This window comes from Sporosarcina sp. FSL K6-1508 (genome assembly GCF_038007465.1).
Classification (GTDB): domain Bacteria; phylum Bacillota; class Bacilli; order Bacillales_A; family Planococcaceae; genus Sporosarcina; species Sporosarcina psychrophila_B.
This window is the reverse complement of record NZ_JBBOXF010000001.1, coordinates 4501202-4515870: the sequence shown is the minus strand read 5'-3', so window position 1 is coordinate 4515870 and position 14669 is coordinate 4501202. Positions and strand designations below refer to the sequence as shown.

General features: G+C 45.0%; 12 protein-coding genes. All 12 read left to right on the top strand.

Features of this window, described 5'->3' with window-relative positions; translation table 11 throughout:
- The first annotated feature begins 3 nt into the window (after positions 1-3).
- The 12 genes from MKZ11_RS23045 to MKZ11_RS22990 all read left to right on the top strand — a co-directional run bounded on the left by MKZ11_RS23045 (position 4) and on the right by MKZ11_RS22990 (position 14272).
- Positions 4-1479 (top strand): methyl-accepting chemotaxis protein, encoded by a 1476-nt coding sequence (locus tag MKZ11_RS23045; protein ID WP_340796679.1) that lies wholly within the window; start codon positions 4-6, stop codon positions 1477-1479.
- 58 nt (positions 1480-1537) lie between these two features.
- Complete coding sequence (locus tag MKZ11_RS23040) at positions 1538-1930, top strand: PilZ domain-containing protein (RefSeq protein WP_340796678.1); 393 nt, start codon at positions 1538-1540, stop codon at positions 1928-1930.
- 121 nt (positions 1931-2051) lie between these two features.
- Complete coding sequence (gene hpf / locus MKZ11_RS23035) at positions 2052-2618, top strand: ribosome hibernation-promoting factor, HPF/YfiA family (protein ID WP_340796677.1); 567 nt, start codon at positions 2052-2054, stop codon at positions 2616-2618.
- 348 nt (positions 2619-2966) lie between these two features.
- Positions 2967-5474, top strand: a complete 2508-nt coding sequence (gene secA / locus MKZ11_RS23030; RefSeq protein ID WP_340796676.1) for a preprotein translocase subunit SecA — start codon at positions 2967-2969, stop codon at positions 5472-5474.
- Between the two features lie 38 nt (positions 5475-5512).
- Positions 5513-6614, top strand: a protein-coding gene (prfB, locus tag MKZ11_RS23025; protein ID WP_340797097.1) for a peptide chain release factor 2 whose coding sequence is annotated in 2 segments (ribosomal slippage) — positions 5513-5584 and positions 5586-6614 — 1101 coding nt in all. Because the reading frame shifts where the segments join, the coding sequence is not laid out codon by codon here.
- A gap of 319 nt (positions 6615-6933) precedes the next feature.
- On the top strand, positions 6934-7275 hold the full coding sequence (gene cccB / locus MKZ11_RS23020) for a cytochrome c551 (protein ID WP_340796675.1): 342 nt from the start codon (positions 6934-6936) through the stop codon (positions 7273-7275).
- Positions 7276-8512: 1237 nt separating this feature from the next.
- A complete protein-coding gene (gene ftsE, locus MKZ11_RS23015) occupies positions 8513-9196 on the top strand; it encodes a cell division ATP-binding protein FtsE (RefSeq protein WP_340796674.1) in 684 nt (227 codons plus the stop codon).
- Positions 9186-10070, top strand: coding sequence for a permease-like cell division protein FtsX (gene ftsX, locus MKZ11_RS23010; protein WP_340796673.1), 885 nt, complete (start codon positions 9186-9188; stop codon positions 10068-10070). Before ftsE ends, ftsX begins: the two co-directional genes overlap by 11 nt.
- 34 nt (positions 10071-10104) lie before the next feature.
- Positions 10105-11409 (top strand): murein hydrolase activator EnvC family protein, encoded by a 1305-nt coding sequence (locus tag MKZ11_RS23005; protein WP_340796672.1) that lies wholly within the window; start codon positions 10105-10107, stop codon positions 11407-11409.
- A gap of 122 nt (positions 11410-11531) precedes the next feature.
- Complete coding sequence (locus MKZ11_RS23000; protein ID WP_340796671.1) at positions 11532-12176, top strand: hypothetical protein; 645 nt, start codon at positions 11532-11534, stop codon at positions 12174-12176.
- Positions 12173-12754: a peroxiredoxin family protein gene (locus MKZ11_RS22995; protein WP_340796670.1), complete on the top strand. Its 582-nt coding sequence runs from the start codon at positions 12173-12175 to the stop codon at positions 12752-12754. The genes MKZ11_RS23000 and MKZ11_RS22995 overlap by 4 nt, the downstream gene beginning before the upstream one ends.
- 72 nt (positions 12755-12826) lie before the next feature.
- Entirely contained in the window at positions 12827-14272 is a 1446-nt protein-coding gene (locus tag MKZ11_RS22990) for a S41 family peptidase (RefSeq protein WP_340796669.1), read from the top strand.
- Positions 14273-14669: the final 397 nt, after the last annotated feature.

Here is a 14669-nt window from a genome sequence, read left to right as displayed (position 1 = left end):
CTGATGCATACTGTCGACACGATTCGGCGGAAGGAATTTGCCAATAAGAACTTTATTCTGTTTGTGACGCTTGGAGGTTCCAGTTTCATCGGTCTGATTTTTTATATCCTGACAGGACAAGCGATGATTAAGACGGTAAGTATGGCGATTCCAGTTGTTGTGACAGTGCTGTTTTTTGCATTGTCGAAAAAGGCAGTGCTATTTGAAAAGTTATTTCCATGGATTGTTCTCGGTGTGACAGCATTCGCGGCGACGTTGAGCGGGGTTGCAGGAGAGCCTGCCGTTGCGACAGCAGGAATCGCCTTTTTTGTGGCGGGTATTGCCAGCGTTCATTTATCGATGCGGATTATGACTTATGGTTTTGCATTATCGCTAGTTGTCATGGGCGTATTTTTAACGAGGTATCCATATCAGGAGCAAATCGCGGAGAGTAAGGGCAGTTTGACGCTTGTACTGATTTTGATGGCGGCAGGGTTGTTCATCCAAATAAGACAGACGAAAAAACTTGAGAAGCAAGTCGATCTGTTTACGACGGAGCAGGCGGCGCAACGGCTTTTAGAAGAGAATAAGCACCGTTCACTGAATGAAAGTGTTGAACAAGTTGCAGATGATTTGACGGCGATTGGTGAGACGGCCGGACGTCATTTGACAGCGCAGAAAGAACTGCTGGCAATTATGGACAATGTTTCGGCAAGCGTTGAGCAGGAAGCAGCGCAAATTGCGAAAATCGCAGAAAATGCGGAGCGCACGCAAGCTGACGTAGCCGACATGCATAAGGAAACACGGATTATGAATGAAGACACTGCTGGGCTACGTACCGAATCTGCTGACATGGTGGAGCTAATGCAAAACTTGCGAACGGGTATGGGAGAAGTGGAATCCTACCTCGCTGACTTAAACGGATCATTTGACGCGCTCACGGAAAATATTGAGAAGACGAATGCGCTCGCCAAGTCAATTGAGACAATTACGGGACAGACGAATCTGCTCGCATTGAACGCATCGATTGAAGCCGCACGAGCAGGTGAACATGGCAAAGGGTTCGCAGTTGTTGCGGATGAAATCCGAAAACTTGCCGGGCTGACTGCGGTGACACTGGTTGAAATTAATGGCAATTTGGAAGATGTCAACACGATGAATGATCGTTCGCGCCATAATTTGGCGAGCAGTACAGGAAAACTGACTACTCAAGCGGCATTATCGGTAGACGTCGAAACGAAAATCGGGATGATGCATGGCACACTGAGTGATCTGCATCGGAAATTCGGCATGTTTGACGACAAAATGGCTTCCATTACAAAAGAGACAACGGACATCGGGCGTATGACAAGCTCGTTTGCCGACTTGCTGACGGAATCGAGTGCATCTCTGGAAGAAGTGAATGCGACGATACATGAAACGGTTGCGGATAATGAACAGATTGTGGCAACGCTGGATGGGACAATGTTGCGAACGAAAAGCCTGGCAGAAGTTCGTTGAAAATTAAGTAGTCTGTTATAGTGGGGGAAATAGATTGTGATGGAACGGAGTGGATCAGATGCTTTACAAACGGACTGAATATTTTAGGTATACATTTGGGGAACCGCTTGAAGCTAAATTCCAGATTGTCGTTGAAAATGGGACGGATACAGAATCGAGTCCGGGTGAGTGTCATTTCATGGATATCAGTCCGGGTGGCGCAAAACTTTTTGCGAAGTTCGATATTCCGCTTGAACGTGAAGCTGTCCGTTTGCACATCAAATTCACCCTGCATGAAAAATTAATCGACCTGCAAGGCGTAATTGTTTGGAAGAAGCCATATAGTGGGGGATATATGTACGGCTATGATTTTGACGAAGACCCAGCAATTGAACAACTGATCGTGGAAGAACTGAAGCTCCGCCGTCGCTCTGAAGTCAACGCGGGAAGCACTGTGAAGGAAGAAGAATAGGCGTTTTACAACAAATTCGTCACACATCGACAAGTTTTTAAATATTCAATATGTTTTTAGAAGGACTTTATGGGGAATATGTAGAAGAGTACTGTATAGGTTAACTAAAGGAGGAGTTCATATGTTAGACTTCAACATCCGTGGTGAAAATATTGAGGTAACTCCAGCGATTCGTGAACATGTCGAGAAGAAAGTGCAAAAACTCGAAAGATACTTCTCAGAAGGTGCGAACGCCACAGCACATGTGAATTTGAAAGTTTACAATGATAAGCAGACTAAAGTGGAAGTAACAATTCCAATGAAAAACTTGACACTCCGCGCAGAGGAACGTCATAACGATCTATATGCAGCGATTGACTTGATTGTCGACAAGCTGGAGCGTCAAATTCGTAAATATAAAACAAAAGTCAATCGTAAATTCCGTGAGCGTGAAGGCGTTGCAGCATTCTTCGCATCCGTGAACAAAAGCGAAGAAAAAAGCAACGATGCAGCGATGGAAGAGGATCAGGAATTCGCAATCGTCCGTACAAAGAATTTCGATCTGAAACCGATGGACCAAGAAGAGGCGATTCTGCAAATGAACATGCTTGGCCATGATTTCTTCATCTTTACAGATTCAGATTCCGATGGCACAAACATCGTTTACAAACGTAGCGATGGAAAATACGGTGTCATCGAAACGAATTGAATTGAATTGAATTGATGAGTTGAAATACTGAATCCGGTATATAAACCGAACGAAGGCGTCTTTACAGGGGTAGCCGAATCCATATGACTGGCGGCATTCCCTAGCGCCGTAGCGGTTTAATGGAATTCTTTACCTCAACATATATAGCGAAGATGATAAAGTTAACAAGACCCTTAAGCGCTAATCTTGCTTAGGGGTCTTGTTTTGAATTCTAACGAAGTATACCCCGCACAATAGCCCTCACAGCAGGCATAAATACATTTCCTTAATGTGTTTTGGCTAGACCATTTGCACCGTGCAATTCAGAGTGTTAAAATGAAGGGTGAACCTAATGAGGATGTGACCTGAATGCTTAGCGTATTGAATAAAATGTTTGATATGAATAAACGGGATTTGAAGCGTCTTGACAAGATTGCGGATAAGGTCGAAGCGTTAGCAACACAGATGGAACAGCTTTCGGATGAACAACTGACAGCAAAAACTGATGAATTCAAAGAACGTTTCGTAGCTGGTGAAACGCTTGATGATCTTCAAGCAGAAGCGTTTGCAGTCGTTCGTGAAGCAGCGAAACGTGTCCTTGGCATGTATCCATTCCGCGTGCAGCTTGTCGGAGCGGCCGCTTTACACGAAGGCAATATCGCTGAGATGAAAACCGGTGAAGGGAAGACGTTGACGTCTACGCTTGCGGTTTATTTGAACGCACTTGCCGGTCAAGGCGTGCACGTTGTAACAGTGAACGAATACCTGGCGAGCCGTGACGCGATGGAAATGGGACAACTTTTCGAGTTCCTCGGTTTCTCGGTCGGTCTGAACTTAAATAGTTTATCGAAAGAAGAGAAACGTGAAGCGTACAGTGCAGATATTACATACAGTACGAATAACGAACTCGGTTTCGATTACTTGCGTGATAACATGGTGCTCTACAATGAACATAAAGTACAGCGTCCGCTGTTCTACGCAGTTATTGATGAGGTTGACTCCATTTTAATTGACGAAGCGCGTACGCCGCTGATTATTTCTGGACAGGCTGCGAAAGCGGCTGAATTGTATCGCTTGGCAAATATGTTTACCAGATCACTCAAAAAAGATGAAGATTATTCATATGATGAGTCGACGAAAGGTGTCGTTCTAACGGAAAGCGGTATCGAGAAATCGGAAGCCGCATTCAGTATCGATAACTTGTTCGATTTGGAACATACGACGCTCAATCATGCGATTAACCAATCGTTGAAAGCACAGGCGAGCATGCATATCGATGTCGATTATGTTGTTCAGGAAGGCGAAGTCGTCATTGTCGATTCATTCACAGGACGTCTTATGAAAGGCCGTCGTTACAGCGATGGGCTCCATCAGGCGATTGAAGCGAAAGAAGGCCTGGAAGTTCAGAACGAAACGATGACACTTGCAACAATCACGTTCCAGAACTATTTCCGTATGTACGATAAGCTTTCAGGCATGACAGGTACGGCAAAAACGGAAGAGGAAGAGTTCCGTAATATTTACAACATGAACGTCATTGCCATTCCGACGAATCGTCCGCTTGTCCGAGACGACCGCGCGGATCTTATCTATGCTTCAATGGAGGGTAAGTACAAAGCGGTTGCGGAAGATATCAAAGAACGGAATGATAAAGGGCAACCTGTCCTTGTCGGTACGGTAGCGATTGAAACGTCCGAAATCATTTCGAACTATTTGACGAAATATGGCGTGAAGCACAATGTCTTGAATGCGAAAAACCATAGTCGTGAAGCTGAGATTATTTTGGAAGCGGGCCATAAAGGCGCCGTTACAATTGCGACGAATATGGCAGGCCGCGGTACGGACATTAAACTTGAAGAAGGCGTGCAGGAACTTGGCGGGCTGGCTGTTCTCGGTACAGAACGACATGAATCGCGCCGGATTGATAACCAGTTGCGCGGACGCTCCGGCCGTCAAGGAGATCCGGGTGTGACGCAATTCTATTTATCACTTGAAGATGAATTGATGCGCCGCTTCGGTTCGGACCAAATGAAGTCGATGATGACAAAACTTGGGATGGACGATACGACGCCGATTCAGTCGAAAATGGTGTCGCGTTCGGTTGAATCTGCTCAAAAACGGGTAGAAGGTAATAACTTCGATGCACGGAAACGTTTGCTGCAATATGATGATGTATTACGTTTACAACGTGAAATTATCTACAAAGAACGGAATGAAATTCTGGAAACGGAAAACATCCGTGAAGTATTGGAGAAAATGCTGTCGAATGTCATCGCAAATGCTGTGGCAATCCATACGACAGAAGAAAAAGAAAGTGACTGGAATCTAAAAGCACTCGAAGATTTCTTAGGCGCTAATATGCTTCCAGAAGGTCGCGTAACGAAGGCTGATATGGAAGGAAAGTCGGTTGAGGAATTAACGTCTCTAATCCAAGATGCTGTCACTGAACGATACGATGAGAAGGAAGCGGAGATGTCGGAAGAGCGTATGCGCGAATTCGAAAAAGTCGTCTTGCTTCGTGCAATTGACTCGAAATGGACAGATCATATTGACGCGATGGATCAGTTGCGTCATGGTATCCATCTACGTGCTTATGGTCAATCTGATCCGCTTCGTGAGTACCAAGCGGAAGGATTTGCGATGTTCGAAGAAATGGTCGCGTCAATTGAAGCCGATTCAGCGAAATACGTGATGAAAGCTGAAATCCGTGACAATCTTGAACGTGAAGAAGTTGTTAAAGCACAGGCCGTTAATCCGAAAGAGGATGGCGAGCAAGTGCGCAAGAAACCAGTGCGTCGCGCAGTAAACATCGGTCGTAACGATCCATGCCCATGCGGCAGCGGGAAGAAATATAAAAACTGTCACGGTAAAGCGTAAGCAGCCGGGCAACCCAAATTCAGGAGGAAACTATTATGATGGAATTATCCGATGTACGCAACGAGCTTGACAAATCAGCTAAGAAATTAGCGGACTTTAGGGGGTCTCTTTGACTTAGAAAACAAAGAGGCACGAATTCAAGAGTTAGATGAAACAATGCTAGAGCCGGGATTCTGGGATAACCAGGACAGCGCGCAAAAAGTAATTTCCGAGTCGAATGCGTTAAAAGACGTAGTCGGCGAGTATACGGAATTAACTGATGAACAGGAAAACTTAGAGATGACACTTGAACTGTTGCGCGAAGAAAACGATGCTGAAATGCAAGAAGAACTTGGCGCAGATTTGAAAGCATTCAAAGGTAAACTAGATGCATTTGAACTGCAAATGCTACTCAGTGATGAATTTGACAGCAATAACGCAGTTCTTGAACTTCACTCAGGCGCAGGCGGTACGGAATCCCAGGACTGGGCATCCATGCTGCTTCGCATGTACACACGCTGGGCAGAACACCGCGGCTTCAAAGTCGAAACACTCGATTACCAAGCTGGGGATGAAGCTGGCGTGAAGTCTGTGACGCTGTCGATTAAAGGACATAACGCATATGGCTATTTAAAAGCAGAAAAAGGTGTTCACCGTCTCGTACGGATTTCGCCATTTGATTCATCAGGCCGACGCCATACGTCATTTTCTTCAATTGAAGTAATGCCAGAATTTGAAGGCGAAGTCGACATTGACCTGAAAATGGAAGATGTTAAAATTGACACGTACCGTTCAAGCGGTGCCGGCGGACAGCACGTCAATACGACAGATTCTGCAGTCCGTATGACGCATTTACCGACTGGCGCAATTGTTACATGTCAGACAGAACGTTCGCAGATTAAAAACCGTGATCGCGCTATCAATTTATTGAAAGCGAAGATTTACCAAATCAGAGTCGAAGAAGAGGAAGCACGTCTTCTTGAAATTCGTGGAGATCAAAAAGAAATTGGTTGGGGAAGCCAGATCCGTTCATACGTTTTCCACCCGTATTCCATGGTGAAAGATCACCGGACGAGTGCAGAAACAGGAAACGTCAGTGCAGTTATGGACGGAGAAATTGACTTATTCATCAATGCTTTCTTGCGCTCACGCATTTCGTAATCGACTGTTTTGGAGAGAAGTGCACTTCGGTGCGCTTTTTCTTTTTTTGTATAAGGTGAAAATGGTAATATTGTCTAAGATGTTTTGTTGGCACCAGATATGTGTATAGTAAAGGAAGTAGCACAATTAAAGCGTTTGGTTGTCTGATACGGCTGTCATAACCACGTTCACAAAGTTGAGACAAAGTGTGATGGGGGTTGAGAGGACGGCATTTGTCATCGGTTTGAAGAATTTAGGGCAATCCCTAAATGATTTAAATGTATATCGTTTTGTTATACTTAGGAAGGCAGTACACAATTTCAAAATAGGAGGTAAGAAAATGAAAAACAAACTTTTGGCAGTAATGCTTGGAGCTGTTCTTGTCCTTGGGGCATGTGGCGGCGATAAAGCAAAAGACAAAGACACGACTACTGGTACAACAGGAAATGATACAGCGTCTGTTGACCCGGAAAAAGTGGTGCAAACTAGCTGTGTATCATGTCACGGCGGAAACCTAGACCTTAAAGGTGGAATGGGCCCAGATCTTTCACAAGTTGGTGACCGTTTGTCTGAAACAGAAATCCATGACGTAATTATCAACGGTCGCGGCAGTATGCCACCTGGTCTTATTAAGGGTGCAGAAGCAGACGCAGTAGCAAAATGGCTTTCTGAGAAAAAATAAGCACTACAACGAAACCGTTGCTGGACAAATGTCTGGCAGCGGTTTTTTTGCGTTTAAATTTCAGTGACGTTGAGTTGACGGAGCCATGACTAACTTCGCGATTCCCCTGACAAACTGCAGTCGAGCCATGACTAACTCTAGGATTGTCCTGACTTCACGCCGGCGCCATGACTAACTTCGGAATTGCCCTGACCATCTGCAGTCGAGCCATGACTAACTCTAAGAAAGCCCTGACTTCGCGCCGGCGCCATGACTAACTTCGGAGTTGCCGTGACTAACTTCGGAATTGCCCTGACCATCTGCAGTCGAGCCATGACTAACTCTAAGAAAGCCATGACTTCGCGTCGGTGCCATGACTAACTTTGGAATTGCCCTGACCATCTGCAGTCTAGCCCTGACTAACTCCAAGAAAGCCGTGACTTCACGCTGGTGCCATGACTAACTTCGCGATTTCCCTGACAAACCGCAGTCGAGCCCTGACTAACTCTAGGAAAGCCCTGACTTCGCGCCGGCGCCATGACTAACTTCGGAGTTGCCCTGACCATCTGCAGCCGGGCCATGACTAACTCTAAGAAAGCTCTGACTTCGCGTCGGTACCATGACTAACTTCGAAATTGCCCTGACAAACCGTAGCCGGGCCATGACTAACTCTAAGAAAGCCATGACTTCGCGCCGGGCCATGACTAACTTCGGAATTGCCCTGACCATCTGCAGTCGAGCCATGACTAACTCCAAGAAAGCCGTGACTTCACGCCGGTGCCATGACTAACTTCGGAATTGCCCTGACCATCCGCAGCCGGGCCATGACTAACTCTAAGAAAGCCCTGACTTCGCGTCGCTGCCATGACTAACTTTGGAATTGCCCTGACAAACTGTAGCCGGGCCATGACTAACTTCAAGAAAGCCCTGACTTCACGCCGGTGCCATGACTAACTTCGGAATTGCCCTGACTTCGCACTAGCATCCTCAAAGTTCGACAGCACCCCTTTGTTTCTGATAAAATCAACCAATATTTCAAATTGTAATAGAGGAATTACCCCTAAAAGGTCGAATACAAACAAGTAAGTCGGTCTTTTGATCTTATAGCCCTGTTATGCCAATGGTACTATCAACTATGTTTACCAACGTTATATTCATGATTTAAATGAAACACAACTGTAATACTTAGAAAGACGAATCATGTTATAATGGGGCTGTTGGAAAAAAAGAGAGATAAAAATATTCAGGTGGTTTTAGAATGATTGTGATGAAAAATGTCTACAAAAAGTACCCGAACGGTGTCGTTGCAGCAAATGGCATTAACATCGAAATTGACCGCGGCGAATTCGTTTATGTGGTCGGTCCAAGTGGTGCCGGTAAGTCAACGTTCATTAAAATGATGTATCGTGAAGAAGTGCCAACTAGCGGAGATATTATTATTAACGGCATAAATCTTGCAACATTGCGTAATAAACGTGTACCTTATTTACGCAGACAGATTGGTGTCGTATTTCAAGACTTCAAGCTACTACCGAAATTGAATGTTTACGAGAATGTAGCGTTTGCACTCGAAGTAATCGAGGAGTCGCCGGCAGAGATTCGCAAAAAGGTGAATGATGTCCTGGGACTTGTCGGACTTACACAAAAGGCGCGGATGTTCCCGAACGAACTGTCAGGCGGAGAAGAGCAGCGTGTCTCCATAGCAAGGTCAATCGTCAATGTACCGAAAGTTGTCATTGCGGATGAACCGACAGGAAATCTTGACCCTGAAACATCATGGGAGATCATGAGGATCTTCGAACAGATCAATGCTCGTGGTACGACGATTGTCATGGCCACCCATAATAGGGAAATTGTTAATACAATAAGACACCGTGTCATTGCGATAGAAGGCGGCCTGATCACCCGTGATGAGTACGGAGGTGAGTACAATGAAGGCTAGAACATTCGGCCGGCATGTACGCGAAAGTTTCAAAAGCATTCGCCGTAATAGCTGGATGACATTTGCATCCGTCAGTGCCGTTACTGTTACTCTCCTACTTGTAGGTGTATTCATCGTGATTATGATGAATTTAAACGAACTGGCGCAAAGTATTGAGAATGACGTGGAAATTAAAGTCGTTGCTGATCCTGCAGCAGACAAGGCAGCAATTAAAGGGTTAGTAGAGAAAGTCCGTTCGACAGAAGGAATAATCGAAGTAGTCTATTCGTCGCGGGACGAAGAGTTGGACAAGATGATTAAATCATTCGGTGATGAACTTAGTTTATATAAACAGAGCAACCCGCTTGGCGATGCGCTGTATGTAAAAGCGAAAGATCCACAGCAGACTGCTACTCTTGCAAAGAAAATCGATACATACGACTATACATATGAGGTCGTGTACGGTGAAGAAAAATTGGAAAAACTCTTCAAAGTATTAAACACAAGCCGCAACATTGGTCTTGTCTTAATATTGGCATTGTTATTTACGGCGATGTTCCTTATTTCAAACACGATCCGTATAACAATCGTTGCCAGAAAAAGAGAAATTGAAATCATGAAATTAGTCGGAGCGACGAACAACTTCGTGCGTATTCCGTTTTTATTGGAAGGAATGTGGCTCGGCATTCTGGGCGCAATTGCCCCGATGCTCATCATTTCTATATCCTATTTCAAGCTATTCGAACATTGGGAACCGAAATTGCAGGGAGAACTATTCCAATTACTTAACGCGACACCATTCATTTTTCAGCTGAATGGACTAATCCTATTCATGGGAATCTTTATAGGTGTGTGGGGCAGCTTTATGTCTGTGCGCAAATTCCTTAAGGTATGAATGATCGATAGAGTGTGAAAGGGGAACTGGGAAGTTGATTAGATACAAAAAGTTGCTGTCAGGTACGATTGCGGTTGTTTTCCTGTCCACCATTATTAGTGGAACGGGCGTTTTGGCGAGCCCGTTGGAGGACCTGAAAAAAGAACAGAAAATACTCGACATGAAAAAAAGTGAATTGAAAACAGGGATTAATAAAAAGGACTCTGAAATTCAGGTCAAAAAAACAAAAATCGAAAAAATAACGGATCAAATTCTTGCGCTCAACGCTAAAATAAATGAATCCAATGCACAGATTGACCGTGTCATTGCTGAGATAAATAAGACAACGGATGAAATCGATGCATTACGAATTTCAATTGCTGATCTTGAAAAGAAAATTGAAGAGCGTGATGTAGTGTTGCGTGACCGTGTTCGCGCAATGCAGGTAAAAGGCGGACAAGTTAACTATCTTGACGTCCTTCTTGGGGCAAATAGTTTTGCAGATTTCATAGACCGTTTTTCGGCTGTCAATTCTTTAATGGATGCAGACCGGAATATTATGGAGCAGCAAGCGAATGATATCGAGCAGCTTGAAAAAGAAAAAGCGCTTGTTGAATCGAAACTTGCTGAGCAAGAAGCGAGTAAAAAAGAGCTTCAAAAACTAAGAGCATCTCTACTAGCACAGAAATCTGATAAGAATAAATTGATTGACCAACTAGAAGCAGAACAAAAGAAATTAACGAGTGAAAAAGTTAAGCTTGAGTCTGATCTTCATGAAACGCACGAAGTAAGTAAAGAAGTTGCAGGGAAAATTGCGTCAGAACAGAAACGTATAGCTGAAATTGCGCGTCAAGCAGAAATTGCACGTAAAGCAGCGGCAGCAAAAGCAGCGAAAGACAGACAAAACAGTGGCAGTTCATCATCTTATGTTCCGCCCGTTTCAAGCGGAACATGGACGAAACCTGCATCTGGAACGTACACGTCATCATTCGGATGGAGAATGCATCCGATCTATGGAACGAGCAGGCAGCACCGTGGTGCTGACATTGCGAATAGTACTGGAACGCCAGTTGTGGCGGCAGGAGACGGTGTAGTTTCTCACGCAGGTCCAATGGGCACTTACGGCAATGTCATCATGGTGACTCACTCGTTTGACGGGCAGATTTTTACTACGGTATATGCTCATCTATCAAAAGTCAGCACTAGCGTTGGACAGCATGTCGCCAAAGGGCAGTACATCGGAAATATTGGAACTACTGGCGCCTCGACCGGGCCTCACCTTCATTTTGAAATGCACATAGGAAGCTGGTCAGCATCCGGACCGAGTGCCGTGAATCCGCTGCGCTATGTTTCTTTCTAACTAATTGTGTCCGCCTCAAGACTGAGGCGGATTTTTTTGTTCTTCCTGCGACTAGAAAGATGGCTTTCGGAGCTATTTTTGGATACGATAATGCTATTAAGTGTTGAAGGAGTCATGCGTGGATGCCAGTCACCAAATTTTTCATCATAGGCAGCCTTAGTGTTCCATCGTCTTGGATTGCTCTCATTGTGGCGTTCGCCATTGCATATAGTGCAGTCCGGTTCCGTTTCGGGAAAAAGCATGCGGAACTCATAGGGGATGCATTCTTTTATTTGGTAGTCGTTTGGAAATTGAGTATCATTATTACTGATTTTGGTTCTATTCTTAGGTCGCCTCTTGCCGTCATTTATTTCCACGGCGGAGCAGTCGGGTTTTACTTGGGGCTCTTATTTATTGGCGGGAAGGTTTTATGGGACTTGAAGAAAGGGCGGCTTGGTGCTGAGGGATTTCTTGCACTATTTACAGGCGCAGTCTTAGTCCAAGCGGTGTTTCAGGTGATGATGGTTTTGTTGAATGAAGGCGAAATCATAGCACAGGTTACGATCGTTGTCGTATTTACAGTGTTCGCAGTGTTTTTCTGGATGAATATTCGGAAAACGGGGAATTGGCCGCTTCAGCTTGCCTGGGTGTTCATGGCGGTTCATATTTTTGTTGCCGCTATTCAACCGGAAGGGTTTATTCAGACACCGCTTATTTCAACCTTATTCATCGGACTCTTTTTTTCAGTAATGTATGCACGGAAGTTAGATTGGGGGGAATCACTATGAGTAAGAAAACACTTGGATTCATTTTAGCAGTACTACTTATCGGGTCGATGGTTGCTATTATGGTGAAATCGAATTTAGATAAACCGAAACCTATTGATGAATTTCTAATCGGTGCAGATTTTAGTTCATTGGAAGAAGAGCCCGGATTGGAAAAAGGTTCAATCCCTCCAGACTTTGAATTATCCACACTTTCGGGAGATGTGGTTAAGCTTTCGGATTTGAAGGGTAAAAAAGTAATGTTAAATTTCTGGGCATCCTGGTGTGGGCCATGTAAGGCAGAAATGCCCCATATGCAAAAATACTATAAAAAATATAAAGAGGCCGATAATGTTGAAATTATTGCTGTCAATTTAACGACGGAGGAGAAGCGGGGCATTAAAGGGGTTAAGGAATTCATCGCCGCCTACAAATTGACATTCCCAGTCCCGTTGGATAAAGAAGGTACCGTCATGAAGGACTATCAAATTCTTCCGATACCGACGACATTCCTGATTGGCACTGACGGGAAAATCAGTCAGAAGATTGTTGGGCCGATGGATGAAAAAAGGATAAAGACGCTTGTTAAGAATTTAGATTGAGTAAGCCGGTTCTCTGCTGTCGTAATGTTCCTTTTCTGTTCATATAATGGACGGAGGAGGGGACATTGCATTATGCAGAGAAGCCGGTTTTTGTTATTTGTCATACTGGCCGCTTTGGCGACGGTAGTCTTTCTTCTGCTGGATGGTTGTGCAGGAGAAGGGAAAGTAAAGTCAGAAGGAGGGACGTTAAGTTCGTTTCCTGTTATCGATGAGGCGTTCGACGTCATCAAAGAGAAAGGCGTATATCCGGTAGATAAGGACCTATTGGTTGAAGGGGCGCTTCGCGGCATGGCGGATGTCATTGGCGATCCGTATTCGACGTATCTGTCAAAGGACGAGGCAGCTGCCCATAGGGAATCACTGGCTGGCGAGCGTATCGGGATCGGCGCTGAAATTACGCGATCGAACGGGAAATATATCATCGTAGCTCCGGTAAAAGGTTCTCCTGCCGAAAAGGCTGGTTTGCAACCGTATGACGAAATTGTCCGAATCGACGGCAAGCGGCTTGAAGGAGATTCTTTGGGAGACGTTGTCCAGCGTATCCGCGGCAAGAAAGGCACTACGGTTTCCATGACGATATTCAGGCCCGATTTGGATAAGCATATTGAACTGTCAGTCGTACGGGACAGTATTCCTGTAAAGACGGTGTCCACTGAAATAATTGAAGAGCGCGGACAGAAGATTGGTTACATATCGATTACGATGTTCGGCAATGAAAGTCGACAAGAATGGTTGGACGCGACAAACAAGCTTATTAAGGGTGGAGCACAGTCACTGATTATCGATGTACGCGGCAATCCCGGTGGCTACTTGCATACGGTCGGCGGTATCGTAGGCAGTCTAGTTCAGAAAGACACGGTGTTTGCGTATATGGAAGACGCAGCTGGAACCCTGGAGCCGTTAGCTACAGAGAACTCCGAAAAGTTTCCGTATGATGAAAAATTAAAGAAGATGCCGGTTGTCCTACTGCAGGATAAAGGCAGTGCATCCGCGAGTGAAGTCATGAGCGCCGCATTGAAAGATTTGAAAAGGGGCTATATCATTGGCGCAACGAGTTTCGGAAAAGGGACAGTCCAAGAAACAATGGAATTGACAAACGGCGGGGAAATGAAGTTATCGACCCATAAATGGCTCACCCCCAAAAAGAAATGGATTCACGGTAATGGTGTAAAAGAAGATTTGGAAGTGGTCCAAAATGATTTATTCAGCGAGCACATCCGTCTCGTTACAGAGACCTATATGGAAGGTGATTACCATGAAGATATCGCCTATGCGCAAAAATTGCTGACAGGTCTCAGTTATAGCGTTGCCCGGACAGACGGATTCTTTGATGAATCAACCACACGAGCAGTCGAGACTTTTCTTGGAGAAGCAAAAGTGGCAGAAGGTTCCACCATGGACCGATTATTTTTCGCGACATTGAAAGATAAAGCGGAAAAATTCCGCAACGACCGCAAAAATGATGATCAGCTGAAGATGGCAATCGGCTATATCCATAATAAAGTGAACGAGCGGTGAAAAGGAGACTCCTGACGATAGCTGTCGGGAGTTTTTCACTTTTATTGAACGGATGATGGATGCATTTGCAGATTGCCATGACTTCAAGGTGAATTGACATGAATAAGTCGAGAGGAGCCGTGAAAAGCGGCCATCGCCATGATTAACTAGGAGCAAGCCCTGACTTCGAGGTGAATTGCCATGAACAAGTCGAGAGGAGCCCTGAAAAGCGGCCATTGCCATGACTAACTAGGCGTGAGCCATGACCTCAAAGTGAATTGCCATGAATAAGTCGAGAGGAGCCCTGAAAAGCGGACGTTGCCATGACTAACTGGGGGTGAGCCATGACCTCAAAGTGAATTGCCATGAATAAGTTGAGAGGAGCCCTGAAAAGCGGACGCTGCCATGACTAACTAGG